This is a genomic window from Streptomyces vilmorinianum, assembly GCF_005517195.1.
Taxonomy (GTDB): domain Bacteria; phylum Actinomycetota; class Actinomycetes; order Streptomycetales; family Streptomycetaceae; genus Streptomyces; species Streptomyces vilmorinianum.
The window spans coordinates 6,354,236-6,375,868 of record NZ_CP040244.1; the positions used below are offsets into that span (position 1 = coordinate 6,354,236).

The 21,633-nt window shown below is 71.8% G+C and carries 25 protein-coding genes and 1 pseudogene; 13 read left to right on the plus strand and 13 right to left on the minus strand.

Going from position 1 to position 21,633, the window contains the following annotated elements; all coding sequences use genetic code 11:
* Nucleotides 1–61 precede the first annotated feature (61 nt).
* Nucleotides 62–1,027 (minus strand): anti-sigma factor family protein, encoded by a 966-nt coding sequence (locus FDM97_RS29335; protein ID WP_432816256.1) that lies wholly within the window; start codon nucleotides 1,025–1,027, stop codon nucleotides 62–64.
* A complete protein-coding gene (gene sigE / locus FDM97_RS29340) occupies nucleotides 1,024–1,782 on the minus strand; it encodes an RNA polymerase sigma factor SigE (protein WP_137993510.1) in 759 nt (252 codons plus the stop codon). The genes FDM97_RS29335 and sigE overlap by 4 nt, the downstream gene beginning before the upstream one ends.
* Nucleotides 1,783–1,923: 141 nt before the next feature.
* On the opposite strand from sigE, the gene FDM97_RS29345 reads away from it, so the two are divergent.
* Nucleotides 1,924–2,589, plus strand: a complete 666-nt coding sequence (locus FDM97_RS29345) for an O-methyltransferase (RefSeq protein ID WP_137995095.1) — start codon at nucleotides 1,924–1,926, stop codon at nucleotides 2,587–2,589.
* A 135-nt stretch (nucleotides 2,590–2,724) separates the two neighbouring features.
* Here the strand turns inward: FDM97_RS29345 and FDM97_RS29350 are convergent, their stop codons facing one another.
* Nucleotides 2,725–2,892 (minus strand): DUF3117 domain-containing protein, encoded by a 168-nt coding sequence (locus FDM97_RS29350; RefSeq protein WP_006346801.1) that lies wholly within the window; start codon nucleotides 2,890–2,892, stop codon nucleotides 2,725–2,727.
* A 301-nt stretch (nucleotides 2,893–3,193) separates the two neighbouring features.
* Here FDM97_RS29350 and chcB point away from each other — a divergent pair, with 301 nt between their 5' ends.
* On the plus strand, nucleotides 3,194–3,997 hold the full coding sequence (gene chcB / locus FDM97_RS29355) for a 2-cyclohexenylcarbonyl CoA isomerase (protein WP_137993511.1): 804 nt from the start codon (nucleotides 3,194–3,196) through the stop codon (nucleotides 3,995–3,997).
* 85 nt (nucleotides 3,998–4,082) lie between these two features.
* Here the strand turns inward: chcB and FDM97_RS29360 are convergent, their stop codons facing one another.
* Together FDM97_RS29360 and FDM97_RS29365 are read right to left on the minus strand one after the other, a co-directional pair.
* Entirely contained in the window at nucleotides 4,083–4,667 is a 585-nt protein-coding gene (locus FDM97_RS29360; protein ID WP_137993512.1) for a DNA-3-methyladenine glycosylase I, read from the minus strand.
* Nucleotides 4,664–4,999, minus strand: a complete 336-nt coding sequence (locus tag FDM97_RS29365; RefSeq protein ID WP_137993513.1) for a DivIVA domain-containing protein — start codon at nucleotides 4,997–4,999, stop codon at nucleotides 4,664–4,666. The genes FDM97_RS29360 and FDM97_RS29365 overlap by 4 nt, the downstream gene beginning before the upstream one ends.
* A 103-nt stretch (nucleotides 5,000–5,102) precedes the next feature.
* On the opposite strand from FDM97_RS29365, the gene folP reads away from it, so the two are divergent.
* A complete protein-coding gene (gene folP, locus FDM97_RS29370; RefSeq protein ID WP_137993514.1) occupies nucleotides 5,103–5,963 on the plus strand; it encodes a dihydropteroate synthase in 861 nt (286 codons plus the stop codon).
* A 124-nt stretch (nucleotides 5,964–6,087) separates the two neighbouring features.
* Here the strand turns inward: folP and FDM97_RS29375 are convergent, their stop codons facing one another.
* A complete protein-coding gene (locus FDM97_RS29375; RefSeq protein WP_137993515.1) occupies nucleotides 6,088–6,837 on the minus strand; it encodes an LOG family protein in 750 nt (249 codons plus the stop codon).
* A gap of 96 nt (nucleotides 6,838–6,933) precedes the next feature.
* The gene (dapE, locus tag FDM97_RS29380; protein WP_137993516.1) at nucleotides 6,934–8,016 is read right to left on the minus strand and encodes a succinyl-diaminopimelate desuccinylase; all 1,083 of its coding nucleotides are present in this window, start codon (nucleotides 8,014–8,016) and stop codon (nucleotides 6,934–6,936) included.
* A gap of 37 nt (nucleotides 8,017–8,053) precedes the next feature.
* Between dapE and FDM97_RS29385 the strand changes: the two genes are divergently transcribed.
* On the plus strand, nucleotides 8,054–8,980 hold the full coding sequence (locus FDM97_RS29385; RefSeq protein WP_137993517.1) for a hypothetical protein: 927 nt from the start codon (nucleotides 8,054–8,056) through the stop codon (nucleotides 8,978–8,980).
* Between the two features lie 334 nt (nucleotides 8,981–9,314).
* Nucleotides 9,315–9,740 (plus strand): ATP-binding protein, encoded by a 426-nt coding sequence (locus FDM97_RS29390; RefSeq protein WP_137993518.1) that lies wholly within the window; start codon nucleotides 9,315–9,317, stop codon nucleotides 9,738–9,740.
* 78 nt (nucleotides 9,741–9,818) lie between these two features.
* On the opposite strand, the gene FDM97_RS29395 is transcribed toward FDM97_RS29390, so the two are convergent.
* A complete protein-coding gene (locus FDM97_RS29395) occupies nucleotides 9,819–10,925 on the minus strand; it encodes a bifunctional succinyldiaminopimelate transaminase/glutamate-prephenate aminotransferase (protein ID WP_137993519.1) in 1,107 nt (368 codons plus the stop codon).
* Between the two features lie 84 nt (nucleotides 10,926–11,009).
* The gene (gene fdxA, locus FDM97_RS29400) at nucleotides 11,010–11,330 is read right to left on the minus strand and encodes a ferredoxin (protein WP_003985062.1); all 321 of its coding nucleotides are present in this window, start codon (nucleotides 11,328–11,330) and stop codon (nucleotides 11,010–11,012) included.
* Between the two features lie 112 nt (nucleotides 11,331–11,442).
* On the opposite strand from fdxA, the gene FDM97_RS29405 reads away from it, so the two are divergent.
* The 3 genes from FDM97_RS29405 to FDM97_RS29415 all read left to right on the plus strand — a co-directional run bounded on the left by FDM97_RS29405 (nucleotide 11,443) and on the right by FDM97_RS29415 (nucleotide 13,890).
* Complete coding sequence (locus tag FDM97_RS29405; protein ID WP_137993520.1) at nucleotides 11,443–12,444, plus strand: GNAT family N-acetyltransferase; 1,002 nt, start codon at nucleotides 11,443–11,445, stop codon at nucleotides 12,442–12,444.
* A complete protein-coding gene (locus FDM97_RS29410; RefSeq protein WP_137993521.1) occupies nucleotides 12,441–13,277 on the plus strand; it encodes a transglutaminase family protein in 837 nt (278 codons plus the stop codon). Before FDM97_RS29405 ends, FDM97_RS29410 begins: the two co-directional genes overlap by 4 nt.
* A 127-nt stretch (nucleotides 13,278–13,404) precedes the next feature.
* Nucleotides 13,405–13,890 carry a DUF1877 family protein gene (locus FDM97_RS29415; RefSeq protein WP_137993522.1) on the plus strand — a complete coding sequence of 162 codons (486 nt, stop codon included), beginning with the start codon at nucleotides 13,405–13,407 and terminating at the stop codon, nucleotides 13,888–13,890.
* An 18-nt stretch (nucleotides 13,891–13,908) separates the two neighbouring features.
* On the opposite strand, the pseudogene FDM97_RS37155 reads toward FDM97_RS29415, so the two are convergent.
* A pseudogene (locus tag FDM97_RS37155) lies at nucleotides 13,909–14,231 on the minus strand (transposase); the annotation flags it as partial.
* A gap of 272 nt (nucleotides 14,232–14,503) precedes the next feature.
* On the opposite strand from FDM97_RS37155, the gene FDM97_RS29425 reads away from it, so the two are divergent.
* Nucleotides 14,504–16,069 carry a serine/threonine-protein kinase gene (locus FDM97_RS29425; protein ID WP_254705793.1) on the plus strand — a complete coding sequence of 522 codons (1,566 nt, stop codon included), beginning with the start codon at nucleotides 14,504–14,506 and terminating at the stop codon, nucleotides 16,067–16,069.
* Here the strand turns inward: FDM97_RS29425 and FDM97_RS29430 are convergent.
* Both FDM97_RS29430 and FDM97_RS29435 read right to left on the minus strand, forming a co-directional pair.
* The gene (locus tag FDM97_RS29430; RefSeq protein WP_137993524.1) at nucleotides 16,052–16,327 is read right to left on the minus strand and encodes a DUF397 domain-containing protein; all 276 of its coding nucleotides are present in this window, start codon (nucleotides 16,325–16,327) and stop codon (nucleotides 16,052–16,054) included. The two genes, FDM97_RS29425 and FDM97_RS29430, sit on opposite strands and share 18 nt — an antisense overlap.
* A complete protein-coding gene (locus FDM97_RS29435; RefSeq protein WP_137993525.1) occupies nucleotides 16,314–17,138 on the minus strand; it encodes a helix-turn-helix domain-containing protein in 825 nt (274 codons plus the stop codon). Before FDM97_RS29435 ends, FDM97_RS29430 begins: the two co-directional genes overlap by 14 nt.
* Before the next feature lie 107 nt (nucleotides 17,139–17,245).
* On the opposite strand from FDM97_RS29435, the gene FDM97_RS29440 reads away from it, so the two are divergent.
* From FDM97_RS29440 to FDM97_RS29455, 4 genes are all read left to right on the plus strand, one after another.
* Nucleotides 17,246–17,473, plus strand: coding sequence for a hypothetical protein (locus tag FDM97_RS29440; protein WP_254705794.1), 228 nt, complete (start codon nucleotides 17,246–17,248; stop codon nucleotides 17,471–17,473).
* Between the two features lie 250 nt (nucleotides 17,474–17,723).
* Entirely contained in the window at nucleotides 17,724–18,614 is an 891-nt protein-coding gene (locus tag FDM97_RS29445) for a hypothetical protein (protein ID WP_175439273.1), read from the plus strand.
* 22 nt (nucleotides 18,615–18,636) lie between these two features.
* Complete coding sequence (locus tag FDM97_RS29450; RefSeq protein ID WP_137993526.1) at nucleotides 18,637–18,951, plus strand: hypothetical protein; 315 nt, start codon at nucleotides 18,637–18,639, stop codon at nucleotides 18,949–18,951.
* Nucleotides 18,948–19,397 carry a hypothetical protein gene (locus FDM97_RS29455; RefSeq protein WP_254705795.1) on the plus strand — a complete coding sequence of 150 codons (450 nt, stop codon included), beginning with the start codon at nucleotides 18,948–18,950 and terminating at the stop codon, nucleotides 19,395–19,397. Before FDM97_RS29450 ends, FDM97_RS29455 begins: the two co-directional genes overlap by 4 nt.
* A 62-nt stretch (nucleotides 19,398–19,459) precedes the next feature.
* Here FDM97_RS29455 and FDM97_RS29460 read toward each other — a convergent pair whose 3' ends face one another.
* Nucleotides 19,460–21,583: a hypothetical protein gene (locus FDM97_RS29460; RefSeq protein WP_175439274.1), complete on the minus strand. Its 2,124-nt coding sequence runs from the start codon at nucleotides 21,581–21,583 to the stop codon at nucleotides 19,460–19,462.
* Between the last annotated feature and the right edge of the window lie 50 nt (nucleotides 21,584–21,633).

Here is a 21,633-nt window from a genome sequence, read left to right on the forward strand (position 1 = left end):
CTGACCTGGCCGCGCCCGCCTGCGTCGGGCGCCCGTCCCCTGGATTCAACCAGGTCCCGGGTCAGCGGTGGGAGGTGAGCGGCGTCGTCGACGGGCTCGGGGTGCCGGCAGGAGCGACGGCCGGCCTGCCCACCGGGTTGAACCCGGACGCGAACGCCAGGTGCAGCGCGGGCCCCGTGGGTCGTATGAACGGGGACAGCTCGAGGACCGACTGCGCCGCCGCCCCCTTGAGCTGGACGGTCACCGCGGCCTTGTCCTCACCGGGCACCAAGGGACCGGGCACCACGGTGTCGGGGGTCGAACTCGCGCCCCCACGCGTCGTCGAGGAGTCGGTGGTCTGCCGCTCCCCCGAGCGCCCGCCGCGCCCGGTGGCCGAGCCCGCGTTCGTCCCCGCGCCCGTGCCCGCGCCGGTACCCATGCCGCCGCCGGGGGCCGCGGCCCGCAGCGGAGTCACGTTGTTGCCCGAGCCGTCACCGCGCGCGCCGGCGGTCACCGTCGACTCCAGCGGCAGGGCGCCGCCGAGCGCGATGGCGGCGAAGGAGACGGCGCTGGCCGCCGCGATGCCGAAGCGCCGGCCGCGCCAGGACGAGCGGTCCTGGTCGGGCCGTCCGCCGACGGCGTGGATACGGAAGCCGGAGTGCGGGGAGACCGGTACGGCCGTGGCGAAGCCGTCGGACCTCACCTCGCCGACGCCGTTGATTCCGTTGGCACCGCCGACCCCGCCCAGGCCGAAGAGGCCGTCGAAAGGTCCCCCCCGGCGGTCCTCACCCCCCGGATCACCGGGTCCCCCGGGCAGTCCCTGGAGGCGTGCGAGGAACCCCTCCGAGGGCGGAGGGGGTGCGGTGGAGGCGAAGACGCTCTTCAGCTTGCGCTGGGCGTCGGCCTCCGCCTTGCATTTGGCGCAGGTCGCGAGGTGCGCGAGGACCCGCTCGCGGGCGTCGTGGCCGAGCTCCCCGTCGACCAGCGCGGCGAGCCGGTCCCCGAGATGCTGCTCCGCGGGGGTCGGGCCGGCAGGACTGATGCTCACGCCGTTCCGCCCTCCCAGCCGACGGTGGCCAGCGCACGCTCCGCCCGGGCCTCGGGCGAACGGTGCTTCAGCGCCTTGCGCAGATGCGAGCGCCCGCGGTGGATACGGCTGCGGACCGTGCCGAGCTTCACGCCGAGCGTGGCGGCGATCTCCTCGTACGACAGTCCTTCGATGTCGCAGAGGACGACCGCGGCACGGAACTCGGGCGCGAGGGTGTCGAGGGCCTGCTGGACATCGGCGTCGAAGTGGGTGTCGTTGAACACCTGCTGCGGCGAGGGCTCGCGGCTGGGCAGCCGCTCGGCGGCGTCGTCGGCGAGCGCGTCGAACCGGATCCGCTGCTTGCGGCGGACCATGTCGAGGAAGAGGTTGGTGGTGATGCGGTGGAGCCAGCCCTCGAACGTGCCCGGCGTGTACGTCGACAGCGAGCGGAAGACACGGACGAAGACCTCCTGGGTGAGGTCCTCGGCGTCGTGCTGGTTGCCGGTCAGACGGTAGGCGAGGCGATAGACCCGGCCACTGTGCGTGCTGACGATCTCCTCCCAGGTGGGCGGAGTCCACGCCTGCGATTCCGCATCCGATGCGAAGGTCGCGGTGGTGGGAGCGGAGTCGGCGGTGCGGATTCGGTCAGCGGTGTCGGTCACGGATTTCGGCTCACCCGCCGACCTGAGAAGACGCCGAAGCACTCCTCCCCGATCCACAGGCGCAGCCGCACCTCCCCTGTCGGCTCTGGTGGTGTCCAGTGGAGCCCCTACCATAGCCACCTCGCCCGTTAGCTCCGGATAAGAATCTTTACGCGAATTTGGGGTCGGCTCACCCGGCGCTCCGCATCGCGTCCTGCCTTCTCTGAACGCGCGGTCCCATCTGCGGGTTCCCGCGTGCAGCGGATACAGTCACCGTTGCGCCAACTACGGGGACAGGAGAGGGCCATTACCGCCAACCGGCAGACGAGCTGGGCGTTCGCCGACGCCTTTGTCGCCGAGGACGACGCGCTGCGCTGGGCCCGTGAGCGGGCCCGGGAGGCAGGGCTGCCCTCGGTGTCACCGGGCACCGGCGCCGCTCTGCGCCTGCTGGCCGCCACGGCGGACGCGAAAGCGGTGGCCGAAATCGGTACCGGCACGGGCGTGTCCGGCATCTATCTCCTGTACGGGATGCGGCCGGACGGGGTCCTGACGACGGTGGACCTGGAGCCGGAGCGCCAGCAGTTCGCGAAGACGGCGTTCCGGGCTGCCGGTTTCGCCGGGAACCGGGCGCGATTCATCCCGGGCCGGGCCCTGGACGTCCTGCCGCGGCTCGCGGACGGCGGGTACGACCTCGTCTTCTGCGACGGCGACCCGCTGGAGAGCCTGGACTACCTCGCTGAATCGTTGCGCCTGCTGCGACCAGGGGGTCTGGTCTGCTTCGAGGGCGTCTTCGCGGACGGCCGCACGGTCGACTCGGCGGCGCAGCCGGCGGAGGTGCTGCGGATACGGGAGCTGCTGCGGGCGGTCCGGGAGAGCCAGGAGCTGCTCCCGGCGCTGCTGCCCGTGGGAGACGGTCTGCTGTGCGCGGTGCGCCGCGGCTGAGGCCGACGTGCCGCCCCCGGGGCTCGGAGCCCGTAGAGCCTCGGAACCGCTAGAGCCCCGGAGCCCGTAAACACTCCTGCCCCGGCGCGGTGGGTACCGTGCCGGGGCAGGAGCGGACAATCCTGGCTTGTCGCGTCAGCCGACTACCTGCTTCAGGGCGTCGCCGAGTGCTTCGGCCTCGTCCGGGGTCAGCTCGACGACAAGCCGACCGCCGCCTTCGAGCGGAACGCGCATGACGATGCCCCGCCCCTCCTTGGTCACCTCGAGCGGGCCGTCGCCCGTCCGCGGCTTCATGGCCGCCATGCTTGTTCCCCTTCCTGAAACCAGCTCTTCGTCAGCCGACGGCCCCTGATCGGGAGCACACGTCACCGGCATCGAACACATTGCTTCCAGGTCATTATCCCGCATCACAGGACCCGATGACCAACATCGGGTTGCATCGCTTGCGCAACGCGCTTCCGCAAAACCGCCTATTTCGGCGATCGGCCTGCGATACTTCGCCGCCACTTCGCCGTCGGCCTTTGACGCAGGTCACATGTGCGGGGTGCGTGATCTCCGCCATGCTGAGCGGGACAGGGACGCAAAGACGCGAAGGGAAGCCGCGATGGCCGACACCGTGCTGTACGAAGTGACCGACGGACTCGCCACGATCACGCTCAACCGGCCCGAGGCCATGAACGCGATGAACGTCGAGGCGAAGGTCGCGCTGCGGGACGCGGCGGAAGCGGCGGCGGCGGACACGGCCGTACGGGCGGTACTGCTGACGGCGGCGGGCGACCGGGCGTTCTGTGTGGGCCAGGACCTCAAGGAGCACGTGGGCCTGCTGATGTCGGACAAGGAGTCCGGGTCGCGGGACACGATGAACACCGTGCGGGACCACTACAACCCGATCGTGAAGGCACTGACCGGTATGAAGAAGCCGGTGGTGGCGGGCGTGAACGGCGTCGCGGCGGGGGCGGGCTTCGGCTTCGCGCTGGCGGCGGACTACCGCGTGGTCGCCGACACCGCCGCGTTCAACACGTCCTTCGCGGGGGTCGCGCTGACCGCCGACTCCGGCATGTCGTGGACGCTGCCCCGGCTGATCGGCGCGAGCCGGGCGTCCGACCTGCTCCTCTTCCCGCGCTCGATCAGCGCCCAGGAGGCGTACGAGCTCGGCATCGTGAACAAGCTGGTGCCCGCCGCCGACCTCGCGCAGGAGGCCCTGAAGGTGGCCCGCGCGCTGGCCGAGGGTCCGACGGTGGCGTACGCGGCGCTGAAGGCGTCGATGGCGTACGGCGCGGACCACTCGCTCGCGGAGGCGCTGGAGAAGGAGGACGAGCTCCAGACGGAGGCGGGCGCGTCGGAGGACCACACGATCGCGGTCCAGGCTTTCCTCGCGAAGGAGAAGCCGCGGTACGTGGGCCGCTGAGCGCCCCGCGGAAGGTGCGGGCAGTCCGGTGGCTGGTCGCGCCTTCCCCGCGCCCCTGAAGGGGCGTGGGGCCCCCGGGAGCGCCTTAGCGGGCGCCCCGGGCCACGCACCCGGCCACGTGGTCGTCGACCAGGCCGCAGGCCTGCATCAGGGCGTACGCCGTCGTCGGGCCCACGAACCGCACGCCGCGCTTCTTCAGGGCCTTGGACAGGGCGGTCGACTCGTCCGTCACGGCCGGGACGTCGCCGATCGTCCGCGGGACCGGGCGGGTCACCGGGTCCGGGGCGTAGGACCAGATCAGGGCGTCCAGTTCGCCGGGGGCCCACCCGAGGAGCGTCCTGGCGTTCGCCATCGTCGCGTCGATCTTCGCGCGGTTGCGGATGATGCCCTCGTCCGCGAGGAGACGCTCCCGGTCCGCCTCGCCGAACTCCGCCACCGCGGCGATCTTGAAGTCGGCGAAGGCCCGGCGGAAGCCCTCGCGGCGGCGCAGGATCGTGATCCACGACAGACCGGACTGGAAGGCCTCAAGGCAGAGGCGCTCGAACAGCGCGTCATCCCCGTGGACCGGCCGGCCCCACTCCTCGTCGTGGTACGTGACGTAGTCCTCGGTCGACAGGCCCCACGGGCAGCGGAGCCGCCCGTCCGGTCCCGGGATCGCCCCGCCGGTCACTGGCCGTCGTCCTTCCGCATCGAAGGTCCCGGCCGGCCGCCGCCCGCGGCCAGCGCCGCCTCGAGCTCCGCGATCCGCTCGTCCCGCTCGGCGAGCTCCGCGGCCAGGCGTCCCAGGACGTCGTCCACGTCCGCCATGCGGTACCCCCGCGCGGTCACCGGCAGCCGGAGCTCCTCGATGTCGTCGCGGTCGACCGGCCGGCCGGTGGGCAGCGGGTCCACCAACTGCTCAGGCGCCACCTCGGGCAGCACCTCGCTGTCCCCTCCGCCGACCACCGCGAGGGTGACCGCAGCGACGACCACGACCATCGCGATCAGCAAAAACCAGAACACCAGCGCGCCTCTCCCCGGAGTGGAAACCGTCCCGAGTCGATCGTGCCATGCGCGACCGACAGTTAGGGTCGCAGGCGAACGGACGCGAGGGAGGACATACGGGATGCTGCGCTTGGGACGGCGTGAATTCGGGCCGCACGAGCCGGTGATCATGGCGATCGTGAACCGGACGCCCGATTCCTTCTACGACCAGGGCGCCACCTTCCGCGACGAGCCCGCCCTCGCCCGCGTCGAGCAGGCGGTGGCCGAGGGCGCCGCCATCATCGACATCGGCGGCGTGAAGGCGGGCCCCGGCGAGGAGGTCACGGCCGAGGAGGAGGCGCGCCGCACGGTCGGTTTCGTCGCGGAGGTACGGCGGCGCCACCCGGACGTCGTCATCAGCGTCGACACCTGGCGCGCCGATGTCGGCGAGGCGGTCTGCGAGGCCGGCGCGGACGTCCTCAACGACGCGTGGGGCGGCGTGGATCCGCGCCTCGCGGAGGTCGCCGCCCGGTACGGCGCCGGCCTCGTCTGCACCCACGCGGGGGGCGCGGAGCCGCGCACGCGGCCGCACCGGGTCGAGTACGAGGACGTGATGGCCGACATCCTGCGGGTCACCGTGGGTCTCGCCGAGCGGGCGGTCGACCTGGGGGTGCGCCGGGACGGGATCATGATCGACCCGGGTCACGACTTCGGGAAGAACACCCGCCACAGCCTGGAGGCGACCCGGCGCCTCGGCGAGATGGCGCGGACGGGGTGGCCGGTGCTGGTGTCCCTGTCGAACAAGGACTTCGTCGGGGAGACGCTGGACCGGCCGGTGAAGGAGCGGGTGCTCGGCACTCTGGCGACGACGGCGGTGTCCGCGTGGCTGGGTGCGCGGGTGTACCGGGTGCACGAGGTGGCCGAGACGCGCCAGGTGCTGGACATGGTCGCGTCCATCGCCGGGCACCGGCCCCCGGCGGTGGCGCGGCGGGGCCTCGCCTGAGGCAGGCCCTCGGGGCCGGGGCCCAAGCCATGGCACCCGGTCCCGTGGGTTGTGCCCACCCGTTCCGCCTGGCGGCACCCCCGGACGAAGTCCGGGGGAGGAACAGATGCCCACAACGGGCCTGTCAGTGGCCGATCTCCTTCGACACCATGGCCACCGTCTCCTCCACGTCGTCCGTCACGTGGAAGAGCAGCAGGTCCCGTTCCGACGCCTTGCCGCCCGCCACGACCGAGTCGCGCAGCCAGTCGACGAGGCCGCCCCAGTACTCCGTACCGAAGAGCACGATCGGGAAGCGGGTCACCTTCCGCGTCTGGACCAGCGTGAGCGCCTCGAAGAGCTCGTCCAGGGTGCCGAGGCCGCCGGGGAGGACCACGAAGCCCTGCGCGTACTTCACGAACATCGTCTTGCGGACGAAGAAGTAGCGGAAGTTCACGCCGATGTCGACGTGCGGGTTGATCCCCTGCTCGAAGGGGAGCTCGATGCCCAGGCCCACCGAGATGCCGTTGGCCTCCCGCGCGCCCTTGTTCGCCGCCTCCATCGACCCCGGGCCGCCGCCCGTGATCACCGCGAAGCCGGCCTCGACCAGCGCGCGGCCGATACGGACGCCCGCCTCGTACTCCGGCGAGCCCGGCTTTGTGCGGGCCGAGCCGAAGACGCTGATCGCGCTCGGCAGTTCGGCGAGCGCGCCGAAGCCCTCCACGAACTCGGACTGGATGCGCATGACCCGCCAGGGGTCGGTGTGCACCCACTCCGAGTCGCCCTCGGTGTCCAGCAGACGCTGATCCGTGGTGCCCGCCTGGACCTGATCGCGGCGCCTGAACACCGGTCCCAGCCGCTGCTCCTCGGGCTTCGACGCTCCCTCGGGGATACCCATGGCCTGCTCCCTCCACCGATCCATCGATCCGACGATCGATCTTCCAGTCCGGTCAGCGTAGGTCCACAGGCGTGACAAAAAGCGAAATTCCGGCTGTCAGGCAGTAAGCCAGTCGCGGAGCCGGTCCTCGCAGTGCCTGATCGTCTCGACGGCCACGTGCTCGTCGCGCTTGTGCGCGTACAGAGGGTCACCGGGACCGTAGTTGACGGCGGGCACGCCGACCGCGCTGAAGCGGGACACGTCCGTCCAGCCGAACTTGGGCTGGGCGGTGCCGCCGACGGCCTTCATGAAGGCGGCCGCCGCCGGGTGCGAGAGGCCGGGCAGGGCGCCGGGGCTCTCGTCGTCGACCACGAACTCGGCGACCCCGCAGTCGGCGAAGACCTCGTGGACGTGCGCCAGGGCCTCGGCCGGGGAGCGGTCGGGGGCGTAGCGGTAGTTGACGACGACCGTGCAGGCGTCGGGGATGACGTTGTTGGCGACGCCGCCCTCGATCCGCACCGCGTTGAGGCCCTCGTGGTACTCCAGGCCGTCGATGACCGGCTTGCGGGGCTCGTACGCGGCGAGCCGGGCGAGGATCGGGGCGGCGGCGTGGATGGCGTTGGAGCCCATCCAGGAGCGCGCGGAGTGGGCGCGCTCGCCCTCCGTACGCAGGAAGACCCGCAGCGTGCCCTGGCAGCCGCCCTCGACCTGGCCGCTGGAGGGCTCCAGGAGGACGGCGAAGTCGCCCTCCAGCCAGTCGGGGTGCGCCTCGGCGACCTTCCCCAGGCCGTTGAGGTCGGCGGCGACCTCCTCGTTGTCGTAGAAGACGAACGTGAGGTCGCGGTTGGGCTCGGGGACGGTGGCGGCGATCCGGAGCTGGACGGCGACGCCCGACTTCATGTCGGAGGTGCCGCAGCCCCAGAGGATGCCGTTCTCGTCGAGGCGCGAGGGCACGTTGTCGGCGATCGGCACGGTGTCGATGTGCCCGGCGAGGACCACGCGCTCCGCGCGGCCGAGCCGCGTACGGGCCACGACGTTGTTGCCGTGGCGGTCGACGGTGAGGTGCGGCAGGGCGCGCAGGGCCTGCTCGATGGCGTCGGCGAGCGGCTTCTCGGTCCCGCTGACGGAGGGGAAGTCGACGAGCGCGGCGGTGAGCGCCGGACCGTCCAGCGTCAGGTCGAGGGGTGCGTAGTCAGCCATGTGCCGACCCTAACCCGGCCTCCAGTACGGTGGGCCCGTGTCCGAGCCCACCCGTACCTCCCGCAGCGGCCGCCTGACCAGGTTCACGGCCGCCTTCGCCGTGCTCCTCGGTCTGGCCGCCTATGTGGCCGTGCACCACGTGACGGGCTCCAGGGGAGCCCCGCGGTGCGTCGTGGGCACCGGCGGGCACACCTACACGTTCACACCGGAGCAGGCGTCGAACGCCGCCACCATCTCCGCCGTCGGCACGACCCGCCGGATGCCGGAGCGGGCGGTGACGATCGCCCTGGCCACGGCGCTCCAGGAGTCCGCGCTGCGGAACATCGCGCACGGCGACCGGGATTCGCTCGGCCTCTTCCAGCAGCGTCCCTCGCAGGGCTGGGGCACTCCGGAGCAGATCATGGACCCGGTGTACTCCTCGGGGAAGTTCTACGAGGGACTCGACAAGGTTCCGGGCTATTCGCGGCTGCCGCTGACGGTGGCGGCGCAGAAGGTGCAGCGCAGCGGTTTCCCGCAGGCGTACGCGAAGCACGAGCCGGACGCGGCGCTGCTGGCGGCCGCGCTCACCGGCCGCTCGGCGGCGTCCCTCAGCTGTACGGCGAGCCCGGCGAAGAAGGGGCTGCCGGGCGATCCGGCGAAGGTGCGGGCGGAGCTGGTCCGGGCGTTCGGCGAGAAGGCCGCGCCGAAGGCGGCGACCCAGGGCGCGGGGAGCGCGGGGCGCTCCGGCGTGCACGCGGGCGCCACCCCCGATCTGCTCTCCGTGCCCGTCCTCGCGACCGGCGGCACGGACGCGCGGCGCGGCTGGGAGCTCGCCCACTGGGCGGTGGCGCGTGCGGACGCGCTGCGGATCGTGGAAGTCGCGTACGCGGACAAGCTCTGGCGCGCGAGCGATGCCTCGGGGACGTGGACGAAGACGGCCGCCGCCGCCGGGGACGGCACCGTCCGCATCCGTCTCGCGCGGTAGCCGGGCGCGCACCGGCGGAGTGCGCGCCGGCGGAGTGCGCGCCGGCGGAGTGCGACGGCCGAGCTTTGGCCATCCGGGCACCCGTACGGAACTTCACCCGTCCGGGGCATCCACGCCCGACGGCGCCGACGCCCCTCTCGCCGCTCCTCCACCCCCTTGCGGGACAAGGGAAGTGACGGTTCGGCACGGTTGGATCTTCGGCGCCTTCGTCCGCTTTCTCCCCGCCCGATAATGCGATGCGTTACCGATCCTTTACCTTTGTTCGCCGCAACCTCTCCCTCCCCCAAGGCGGTTGTTCACGACGTCAGAACGTCCTCTCCGTCTAAGGAGCACCATGTCCCTCCCCCTGACCCGTCGGATCGCCCGCGCCGCACTCCTCGTCGCGGCCGGAGCAACCCCCGTGGTCGGTGCGGCCGGCTCCGCAAGCGCCATGGACCACAGCCTCGCGCCGACCGGGGCCCTCTCCGGTCTGACCGCCGTCGACAGCGCGAGCCTCGGCAACACCGTCGACGGCGCCTCGCAGGCCACGACCGACGTGGTCGGCAAGACCGGCGGCAAGAGCGTCGACAAGGCCGGCAAGACCGTCGGCAAGGCCGGCAAGAGCGCCACCCCGACCGCGAAGAAGGTCGCGGGCGAGGCGGGCGAGGTCCTCGGCGAGACCGCCGGCGCGGCCACCGAGAGCGCCGAGGCCCCGACCGGTGGCGCCGTGGGCAGCCTGCCCACCGGCGGCCTGATGGGCGGCCTGCCGATCGGCGGCTGACCCACCGGTCACACGTACGCGAAGGGGCCCGGGGAGCATGTGCTCCCCGGGCCCCTTCGCGTACACACACGCGGCTGCTCAGCCCAGGCGCTTGACCGCCGCCTCGACGCGCTCGTCGGTCGCGGTGAAGGCCACGCGGATGAACCGCTCCCCCGCCGCCCCGTAGAAGTCGCCGGGCGCGACCAGGATGCCCTTCTCGGCCAGGTACGCCACCGTCTCCCAGCACGGCTCGTCCCGGGTCGCCCACAGGTAGAGGCTCGCCTCGCTGTGCTCGATCCGGAAGCCGTGCGCCTCCAGGGCGGTCCGCAGGGCCGCCCGCCGGGCCGCGTACCGCTCGCGCTGCTCGGCCACGTGCGCGTCGTCGCCGAGCGCCGCCACCGTCGCCGCCTGCACCGGCGCGGCCGTCATCATCCCGCCGTGCTTGCGGATCTGCAGCAGCTCCCCGAGGACGGCCGCGTCGCCCGCGATGAACGCGGCGCGGTAGCCGGCCAGGTTGGAGCGCTTGGAGAGCGAGTGGACGGCGACGATTCCCTCGTACGAGCCGCCGCAGACATCCGGGTGCAGGACGGAGACCGGGTCGGCCTCCCAGCCAAGCTCCAGGTAGCACTCGTCGGAGAAGACCAGCACGCCGTGCTCACGCGCCCAGGCCACGATCCGGACCAGCTCGTCCTTGCCGAGGACCTTGCCGGTCGGGTTGGACGGCGAGTTGAGCCAGAGCAGCTTCAGACCGGCCGGGTCGAGCTCGGTGGGGTCGTCGTAGACGACGGGCTCGGCGCCGCAGAGCCGCGCGCCGACCTCGTACGTCGGGTAGGCGAGCCGCGGGTAGGCGACCTTGTCCCCGGCCCCGAGCCCCAGCTGGGTCGGCAGCCAGGCCACCAGCTCCTTGGAGCCGACGACCGGCAGCACGTTCCGGTGCGTGAAACCGACCGCGCCCAGGCGCCGCTCGCACCAGCCCGTCAGCGCGTCCCGCAGCTCGGTGGTGCCCCACACCGTGGGATAGCCCGGGGAGTCGGCCGCCGCGACCAGCGCCCGCTGGATCAGCTCCGGCACCGGGTCGACCGGCGTGCCCACGGACAGGTCCACGATGCCGTCCGGGTGGGCGGCCGCCGTCTTCTTGTACGGCTCCAGCTTGTCCCAGGGGAAGACGGGCAGGCGCGAAGAGACGGCGCCCGAGACTGCGCTCACGAGTTGGCTCACTTCCTCGTACGTACGGGAAACGCGTCGGTCCCGTACAGCGGGCGAGGCCGTACGGGACCGAGGGCGGGTTGATCAGCCGTTCTGCGGCGGCAGAGCGGCGATGAAGGGGTGGTCGCGCTCGATCAGGCCGAGCTTGGAGGCACCACCGGGCGAACCGAGCTCGTCGAAGAACTCGACGTTCGCCTTGTAGTAGTCCTTCCACTCCTCCGGGGTGTCGTCCTCGTAGAAGATGGCCTCGACCGGGCACACCGGCTCACAAGCACCACAGTCGACGCATTCGTCCGGGTGGATGTACAAGGACCGGGAGCCCTCGTAGATGCAGTCGACGGGGCACTCCTCGATGCAAGCCTTGTCCTTGACGTCGACACAAGGCTGCGCGATGACGTAGGTCACGCTGTCGTTCCTCCTCGGTAGGGCTGGTCTGCGCGGGAGCGCGGCGTCGTCGATGCCCGCCCCTAGTATCTCCGTTCTTGGGGACGATCCGAACAGGAGGGGCGGAGAAGCTGTGGAATTCACCGCTGGAGGGCGCCTTGACGTACGTATTACCCGCGCTGACGTGGGAAAACGTGTCTCAGTTCGGTACGTGACGGACGTGGCTGCCCCCGGCGCGAAGTTCACCGACGCGGTCGGCGTTCTCACATCCTGGGACGAAGGTGTGCTGCTGATCACACGCCGGACCGGTGAACGTGTCCGGATCGCGGAATCCGCCCTGGTCGCGGGCAAGGTCGTGCCCGCCGCCCCGGCCCGCAGGCGCGGCCCGGCGGCCTCCTTCGAGGAGCTGGCGCGGGTCACCGCGCGCGCGTGGGAGCCGGTGGAGAGCGAGGCGCTCGGAGCGTGGACGCTGCGGGCGGCGGCGGGGTTCACGCGCCGGGCCAACTCCGTCCTTCCCCTCGGAGACCCGGGCGTGCCGCTGGACGAGGCCCTTGAGCGGGTACGGGCCTGGTACGCGGCCCGCGGCCTTCCCGCGTACGTCCAGGCCGCGACCGGCGCCGAGGGCACGCAGGAGCTGCTCTGCGCGGAGCTGGAGCGGCACGGCTGGCGTCGGGAGGTCTCGGCGGAGGTACGGATCGCCGGCCTCGCCCCGATCGCCGACCTCGACGCGGACATCTCCACCGTCCGGCTATCCCGGTCCCCGGACGCGTCCTGGCTCCACCTCTACAACCGCTCCGATGTGCCCGGCCCCCATGTGCTGAGCGTCCTCTCCAGCGGTCCGAGTGTGTGGTTCGCGTCCGTACCGGGCACCGGAGAGGTACCGGCGGCGATCGGACGCTGTGTGGTGGACGGTCGCTGGGCCGGATTCATGGCGGTGGAGGTCGACCCCGCGTACCGGCGCCAGGGCCTGGCCACGGCCGTCATGACGGCGCTCGCCCGGCAGGCCCTGGACGAGGGCGCCTCGGCGGCCTGGCTCCAGGTCGAGACGGACAACGCCGGGGCCCGGGCGCTGTACGAGGGCATGGGCTTCGCGGTCCATCACCACTACCACCACTACCGAGCGGCGGAGGCGTGACCGACGTGACCAGCGTGACCGACTGGCGGCGGGAGTTCGCGAACGAGGCCCGCTCGCGACGTCCGGACCTCGCGCGGCTCTGTCTGCTGATCGGCGCCGAGGCGGACCCGGACGTGACCGAGGCCGATCTCGACGCGGCGGAGATCGAGCTGGACCGGCTGGCAGGCGAGCTCCCGTACGGCGTGCGGGACCCGGCGGGCTGGGTTGCGGCCCTGGCGCGGCTGCTCGGCGGACGGTACGGCTTCCAGGGTGTCCCGGCCGACTACCAGCGCCTGGAGTCCTCCCTGCTCCACGAGGTCCTGCGGCGCCGCCGCGGCCTGCCGATCCTCCTCTCGGTGGTCTGGATGGAGGTGGCCCGCCGGGCGGGTGCGCCGGTGTACGGGCTCGGCCTCCCGGGCCACTTCGTGGTCGGCTTCGGCGACCCGGCGGACCAGGTCCTGGCGGACCCCTTCGCGGGCGGCCGGGCGATGACGGGCATGGACGCGGAACTGCTGGTGGCGGGCGCGACGGGCGAGCCCCTGGAGCCGTCGATGCTCCGCCCGACGGACCCCCTGGACATCGTGCTGCGCATCCTGAACAACATCCGCGCCTGGGCCGCGCCCCGGCCGGAGCGCTCGGAGGTCGCGCTGTGGGCGGTGGAACTCTCCCTCCTGCTCCCCTCCCACCCGGCGCGGCTGCGCTACGAACACGCCGAGCTGCTGGTGCAGCGGGGCGAGTTCCTGGCGGGGGCGGCGGAGATGGAGGCGTACGCCACGGTCGTGGACGCGGTCGAACCGAGCGCGGCGGCGTCGATCAGGAACAGGGCGCAGGCCGCGCGGGCGCTGCTGAACTAGGCCGTGAAGGGAAAGACCTGCCGGATGGCGCAAGCCGCTATCGGCGACACGTGGTTGTCAGTGCCCTCAAGTAGGTTCTGCCCGTTCGCCCCGACAGGTGGGTCGTCGAGCTGAGGGATTCGTCGTAGTGAGCATCTACCTGCACTTTCGTGCCGTGGCTGAGTCCGAGATCCGGGACGACCACGCCTGGCTGGCCGCGTTCATGTCTGAGGCTTGGGAAAACGACATCGCCGAGTACGAAGCGGGCATCGCGCACTCGATCAACAAGGGCTGGGACGCTGTCAGCGACCTCTACTCTGTAGCCGATGCGCGCTATGCAGACGCCGACGAGCCTTGGAATCTGCCGATCTACGGCGGCCGCCCCGTGCCCCACAGCGCCGGCGCCGACCCCTCCGATCCTCCGCTGATGCTTCTGGAGCCGCCGGGGGTGTCACAGGCCGCGCGTTTTCTTACGACTGTCTCTTTCGACGCGCTGTGGAACGTTGTCGGTGCCAGGTTCAGTGTCCTTGGCGGGACCAGGGAGGAATACCTCGACCACCACAGGGACCTCCAAGAGTTCTACGGGCAGGCGGCTTCGGCAGGCCACGCCGTGGTCAAAGCGGTGTGGGCTTGAGATGTGGCCACGTGGCGGTCACAGCCATTCGTTGATGGCCGCGACCACCACGGTCGTCTCGTAGCGGACCGCGAGTTGTCGTACCGGGTGGCGACAGCGCGGTTCCTCTTGAGGCGGTTGATCCCGCACTCGACCGCATGACGCTCGCGAGAGTCCACCGAGTCGAAATGCGGAGACCGACCGCCGCGCGAGCCGAGCTTCTGACGGTTGCGCGCCTGGTCTGCCTTGTCCGGGATGGTGCAGCGGATCCCCCGGCGGCGCAGGCATGCCCGGTTCTTCCGGGAGGCGTACGCCTTGTCAGCCCGCACGCGATCAAGGCGGACGCGGGGCCGGCCGGACCCGAATTCCCGGCCCCCACCCACACACCCGCACCCCGCCCACACAGGGCAGCGATCCCCGGCCGTCCCGGCGGCCACGCCCCCCAACCGGCCGAACCAGAAACCCACGAGCACCACGCGCCCCGAGACCCTGGCTCCCCCGTCGAACCGTTCCGACCCGGAACCAGCGGGGGATGATGGGGGGTTGGCCGGCCGTCGGAGGGGCACGGGCCATAAGATCGTCCGCGTTCAGGGGAGAACGAGGGGGACCCGGTATGAGGCCGCTCGATGCATCCATGCCGACGGAAGCCGGGCCGTACCGTCTGCTCACCGAGCTCGGCAGTGGCGGCATGGGGCGGGTGTTTCTCGGCGCGGCTCCTGACGGACGCCTCGCCGCCGTCAAGCAGGTGCACCACCGGTTCGCCGCCGAGGACGGCTTCCGAACCCGGTTCCGACGCGAGGTCGCCGCCTCGGGCAAGGTCTCGGGCGCCTATACGGCCGCCGTGATGGACGCCGACGCGGACGCCGATCTCCCCTGGCTGGCCTCGGTGTTCGTCGCCGGCCCCTCGCTGGGCGCGGCGGTGGAGGCCACCGGGGCGCTGCCGGCGGAGACCGTGCGCCGACTGGCGGTGGGGCTGGTGACGGCGCTGCACGAGATCCACCGGGCGGGCCTCATCCACCGCGACCTCAAACCGGAGAACGTCCTGCTCGCCGAGGACGGCGTCCGCGTGATCGACTTCGGCATCGCCCGGGCGGCGGAGCCCCTGGGGGCGACCGCGCTGACACAGACCGGCTGGGTGATCGGCTCACCTCCGTTCATGTCGCCCGAGCAGGCCGAAAGCGCGGAACTCACCCCGGCGAGCGATGTGTTCTCGCTCGGCTCGGTCCTCGCCCTCGCGGCGACCGGCCGCGCGCCGTTCGCCGCCGACTCGGTCTTCAAGACGCTCTCCAACGTCGTCCATGCCGAGCCCGACCTCGACAAGGTGCCGGAGGAACTGCGCGAGATCGTGGCCCGGTGCCTCGCCAAGGACCCGACGGCCCGACCGACCCTGACCGAGCTCCACGGCCTGCTGGGCCCGGTCTCTCCTGCGGCCCGGCCGTGGCCGCCCGTGGTCCACCGGCTGATCGCCGACCAGAAGGACCGCCTGGAAGCAGTGCTGGGCGGGGGTGGCGACGAAAGCGTGGCCCAGGAGCGTACGTCCACCCCGTCGCCGCCCGAACCCGAACCGGTACCCGCCCCGGACGCCGAGACCGTCACGGCGACGGCCCATTCACCCGCGCCTGCACCCTCCCGCCCTCATCGAAGGCACGGCAGGCTCGTGGCCCTCGTCGCCACAGGTGCGCTCGCCCTGGCAGGTGCGGGAGTCGGCACGTATCTGATGCTCCGGAACGAGGGTCCGCCCGACAAGTACGCGAAGGTGCCGGTCTGCGAGGACGCGGCCCCGAAGCTTCCCCTGCCGGACCGGCTGAAGAGCGAGGACATCAACGTGCAGAACGGCCCTGTCACGGTGACCCGCTGCTCCTGGTACGAGGAAGATGTCGTGGCGAACTGGGCAGTCACCCCGCACGCGGTCGTCCGATGGACCCTGCGACGGACCGCCGACACGAACGGGAACGCGACGGAACGCCAGGACGAGGCCTTCGACAAGGAGGCCTCCCCGGGCCGCCGAGACGAGAGTCTCGACTTCGGCGACGAGGCGCACTGGGACGCGTCCGCCTCGGACAGGTACTGCTCCCTGAACGTCCGCGACGGCAACCTCGTGGTCTGGGTCATGCTGACCGGCGACCGGCACCCCTACGGAGCCTGCGAACAGGAGGCCAGGACGATCGCCAAGACCGCCGTGTCAGCGATGCCCGAGTGATCCCTTCACCCCGTCGACGAACGCCGCCCAGGCGGTGGTGGCGAAGACGACGGCGGGGCCGGTGGGGTTCTTGCTGTCGCGGACGGGGACGCAGGCGGTGCAGGCGTCGTTCACTTCGAGGCAGTCGCCGCTGCTGCCGCCGCTGTAGGAGGACTTGCGCCAGGTGGCGTACGCCTCGTTCACTTCGAGGCAGTTGCCGCTGTCGCCGCCGCTGTACGAGGACTTGCGCCAGGCGTTGGCGTAATTACCGTGCTGCATGCTCGTATTCCTCCGCGACAGTCCTGATCAGAGCTAGCGACTCGCTATGGGAGAGCGCGTCACCCAGAGCGTGATCGTAGTCCAGCTGGCATTCGCGAACCATGGCCGGATTCTCCCAGACGCGGCCGCTGTTGAGCCCTTCCACGTACGCGATCGGGGGCTGGTCCTCGAACCACATGAGCGAGACGAAGCCCTCCAGCAGGGCGTGAGCGCCCGCGCTGAACGGCAGGACGTGCACGCGGATACGGCGCCGCTCCGCCAACCGCACGATGTGCCGCAGTTGCTCGCACATTACCGCCGGCCCGCCGATGTTCCTTCGGATTACGGCCTCGTCCAGGATCGTCCAGACCATCGGAGAGTCGAAGTTCTCCAGGATGCGCGCTCGCTCAAGCCTTGTGACCAGGAGCTTGTCACGCTCCTCGTCGCTCTGTGGTTCGGGTCCCGTGCTGAGCACGTCCTCGGCATACGCCCGGGTCTGGAGGATGCCGGGGATCAGCGTCTGGCCGTACACGCGAATCACCGTCGCCTGGCCCTCGAACTCCAGCGCCTCCGCGAAGTGCTCCGCCACCGCCTTCCCGTCCAGCGTCGGCAGGAACCGCTCGAAGAAACCCCCCGCCTCCAACACCCGGTCCAGCCGCCTCGCGTCCGCCACGTCCGGGCGTCGTCTCCCCGCCTCCATGTGGGCCAGGTGGGTTCGGCTGATGATCGTCAGTTCGCTCAGCCTCTCCTGCGTCAGGCCCGCCGCCTCCCGCCGCCGCTTCAGTTCCTCGCCGTACTTGCGGCGGGACTCCGGGTTGTCCTCGATCGCCATGGTCAACACCCCCATGTGCTGGTCGCGTTGTCACGCAAAGCCCCCTATCGAGCGTAACGCCGACCACGCCACTGTGTGACCGGACCCACACACAGAGCGAAAGGCGCATGATGGAAAGCCCCCACGCCCCGGGCGCGTACGTCGCCCACCGCGGCACCGACGTCTACGGCCCCGGCAAGGTCATCGGAGTGGACGGCGCCCATCGGCGCGTGCGGTTCACGCACTTCGTCGCGACGATCCGGGCCGAGGACCTGCGGGCCGCCTCGCCCGTCGAGGCCCAGGAGATCCAGGACTGGCTCCGGGCGAAGCAGCTGCGGTACGGGGGCGAGTGGTGATGACGCTCCGCGTCTCCCGGGACGGGGGCCGGACCTGGTCCGGGACCAGGAGATTTACGCCCCGGCGGGGAGAAGTGCCGGTCGAATCGGTTCTGCGCTGGCCGCCGTGCCGTTGCACCCGCTGCTTCATCACATCAAGTGACGGGCCGGTCACGGAGGTTGCGGTACGGTGAGCGCAAAGCGGCCCCCGAGCTGGTTGCAGCCAGCAGCGAGGGCCTTCACTTCGAGTGCTTAGCAAGGAGCACCCGGAATGCTTCGGCATGTTATCGCGCCTGCGCGGCGCTTCACCCAGATCCCCCACGAGATCCTGCGCCACCCGGACCTCAACGCGGACGCCGTACGGCTCCTCTGCTGGCAGCTCTCCCTCCCCGACGGGGTCGACGAGCCGCTCTCCAAGACCGCCGAACGGGCGGGCATCCGCAAGGTCGCCTTCCTGCGCGCCAAGGGGCAGTTGAAGGCCGCCGGCTATCTCCACGAGTGGCGCGAGCAGGGCGCACGCGGACTCTGGGCCACCCGGCAGCTTGTCTCCAACGTGCCGCTCAGCCCGGCCGAGGCCTCGACGCTGAGGTGCGGACCTCCGGCGGACACCCGTCCGGCCGCCGGTGAGCCGACGGTACGGGCCGTCGGCCGTCATCCAGAGAAGACCTCCGGGGAGAACACCTCCAACCCTCCCCCGCCCGAGGTCCCCGAGGCGCGGCGACTGGTGGAGGCCCTGCCGTCCCTCGACGCCCGGCTGAGCATCCCCCGCGCCATGCTGCCCGAGCTTGCGGGTCTCGCGGCCCGCTGGCTCGAGGCGGGGCACGTGGCCGAGTCCGTACGGGATGCCATCACCCGTTGCCTGCCAGGGCGGGGCAGCACCATCCACCGCCCCGGCGGCCTCCTGCGGTACATCCTGCGCGAGGTGCCTCCGGTCGCCCCACCGCCCATGCCCGCACCGCCGCCCCGGTTGGCCACCCTGCGCGAGTGCGAGAGCGGCCGGCACACCCAGCCGTTCTTGTTCCGGCCCCTGGCCGACGAGGAGATCTGCGAGACCTGCCGCGAGAGCTCCGCGACCAGCCCGCTCGACCACCCCTCCCCCGCCACCTTCGGCCCGGCTCTCGCCCGCGCCGCACTCAGGAAAGGAACCCCTATCGATGCGTAATACGACGTGTTACGTTGATGACATGGCCAAGACGCGTATCTCCATCAGCCTCAAGTCCGAAGACGCCGAGCTGATCCGCAAGATCGCGGCCGAGAACGGCCTCGACGTGTCCGCCTTCCTCGTGATGGCGGGGCGCAAGGAGGCCAAGCGGCTGGCCGAGGTGGCCGCCGCCTTCGCCGAGATCGACGCCCGCATCGCGGCGGCCGAGGCCGAAGCGGAATCGCTGGAGTGGCCGCCGGTGGAAGACCTCGACCCGGCGGAAGTCACGCGCGTGGAAGCCGAGATCGCGGCGGCCCGGGCCCTCTCAGCCGCTCGCCGCCGAGGTGCCGCCGCGTGAACATCGGATGCCCCACCTGCCCTGACCTCAGCACGCTGGGGGACGTCGTCTACGACGCGGGCATGCTGATCGCCCTCGCGACCCCTCGGCCCGGCCTCACGACCCCCCGACACAGAGAATTCGGCCTGCACGGACTGCCCGTCGTCCCCGCTCCCGTCATCGCCCAAGCATGGCGGGGCGGCACCAGCAAAGCCCACCTCGCGCGCGCCCTCAAAGACTGCGCGGTCATCTGCTGCTACACAGAGGCGGAGTGGCGCCGCGTGGGCGAGCTCATCGGGGAGGCCTCTCTCCCTTCGAAGAAGCGGCCTGATCCCCTTGACGGGCTGGTGGCGCTCACTGCCACGCAAGTCGGGGCGGCAGCCGTCGCCACGTCGGATCCGGACGACATCCAGGCCTATCTGGATGTGCTGCCCGGCGGCCACTCGGTACTTCCGCTCCGGGTCTAAATGCGCGACGAGACCCACCCGGTCGTGCCGGGTGGGTCCTCTCGTTCGCCCCGTACGGAGCGTCAGCCCTGCGGGTCCAGGTCGATGGTCTTCGTTCGCTCGGCCGGGGTCTTGCCCATCAGGGCGTCGCGCATCACGAAGGCGACGTCGTCGGCGGAGACCTGGTGCTTCTTGCCGTCGCCCTTGGTGATCATGATGCCGTCGAAGACGCCGTCGAGGAGCTCGTCGATCGCCTTCTTGTCGTAGACCTCGATCAGGCGGCCGTTGACGGCCTTCATGGAGAGGATCTTCGGCAGGGACCGCGCCGGGCCGAACTTGATCTCCTTCGTCCCCGCCTTGATCGTGATCAGGTCCGACATCGCGGGCTGGGCGAACTCCTTCATCGCCCGGTCGAGCTCCGTCTTGGTGATCGTGGGCTGCCGGGTGACCACGGGCAGCTCGACGACGTTCGACTGGCCCGTCTGGACCTGGGCGCGGAACGCGTCCTTGACGAAGATCATCGAACGGCCGACGTCCAGGCCCTTGCCCGGCTTGCCCTCCACCGCCGTGACCTTGCCCGGGGAGAAGACGATCGTGCCCTCGGTGGCCGAGCCGGACGCGCCGGAGACGTCCCTGAGGGCGACGGCCAGCTTCTCCTCGTCGACCGGGAGCTTCGGCTCGGCGACGCGCTCTCCGCCGAAGAGTGAGCCGATCACGGAGACGGGGTTGTAGTCGCTGCCCGCGGCGGCGCGGACGGTCTCCTGGCTGTCGAGGGCGAGGCCCGCCTTGTCCGGGGCGAGCTCGACCTTCTTCCCGCCGACGCTGAGCTGGAGCGGCGCGTGGGCGCGCTTGCCGAGGGTGCTCTCCAGCTTGTTGACCGCCTCGTCCTTCGTACCGCCGCCGATGTCGACGCCGAGGACGGTCGTGCCCTTGGGGACGTCGGAGTGGTTGAGGAGCAGTCCGGCGCCGTAGGCGACACCGAGGAGGCCGAACACGCCCGCACCGACGAGGACGAGCTTGGAGCGGCCCTTCTTCGCCGGGGCGGCGGAGGCGGGGCGCGAGGCGGGGGAAGGACGTGCGGGGCGCGGAGCGGCAGGCGCCGGGGCGCCGCCCATGACCTCCGGGGCCGAGAAGCCGGGCTCCGGGGCCGGGGGCACGACCGGGATGCCGCTGGTGAGCGTGTCACCGGAGACGTGGCCACGGCCGCCGTCGGACGAGGCGCCCGGGGCGAACGGGGACAGCGGCCCGGAGGCCGGGGCGGCGGGCGCCGGGGGCTGCGGGGTGAGGACGGCGGTGTCGTCGGACATGCGCGGTGCGCCGCCCGCCGGGGAGCCGATGGGGCTGCTGCCGGTGACCGGGCCGCTCGTCGGGCCGGTCGGGGGCTGCGGGGGGCCCGCGTAGAACGGGTCGCCCGCGGGCGTGCCGTACGTGGGCTCGTCCTGCGGTGTCGCGAGGTACGACGGCTTGCCGGCGGAGGGGGTGGCCGAGATCGAGGCGCCGCCGACGGTCGGGATCGCGCCGGTCGCGGGGCCGGCGAAACCGGAGCCGCGGGCCGGGCCACCCTTGGACGGGGGCCTCACGCCGGCCGGAGGCGTACGCCCGGGCGCACCGGCGCCAGGACGGGCACCGGAACCGGCACCGGGACGGGCACCAGCACCAGCACCGGGGCCCGAGGGCGCATCGAGAGAGGACAGCGCGGAGGGAGCGGCCGACGCAGAAGGAGCGGCGGGCGCGGCCGGGGCGGAAGGCCCAGCCGGACCGGAGGGCGCGGCAGGCGCGGCCGGGGTGGCCGGCTTGCGCGGGGCGAACCAGTCGCTGGCCGGCTTCTCCTCCGCCTTCGGGGGCTCCACCGGGGCCGGCGCCTCGGGCTCCGGCTCCACCACCGGCTCGGGCTCCGAGGCGGCCTGCGACTGCGCCTCCGCCTGCGCTTCCGCGACCGGCGTGCGGACCACCACGGGCGGGATCGGCCGCGAACCCGGGATGTTGATCCGGATCCGCGTCGTCAGCGTGGTCTCGGTCTTCGGCTCCTCCGGCAGCGGCGGAGCGGGCGCGGCGGGCGCGGTCTCCTCGTGCGTGTCCTGCGTGGGGTGGAGCGACGGATACTGGCGGGATCCGTACGGCGGTGTACCCGAGGGGTACGCGGCTCCACCGCGCCCCTGGGCGCCGGAGGACGAACTGTCAGTCTCTCGACCAGTTTCACGACTCAAAGCAGGTTCTCCCGGTTGGCTCCACCGCCCGCTCTTGCTAGTGCTCGTGT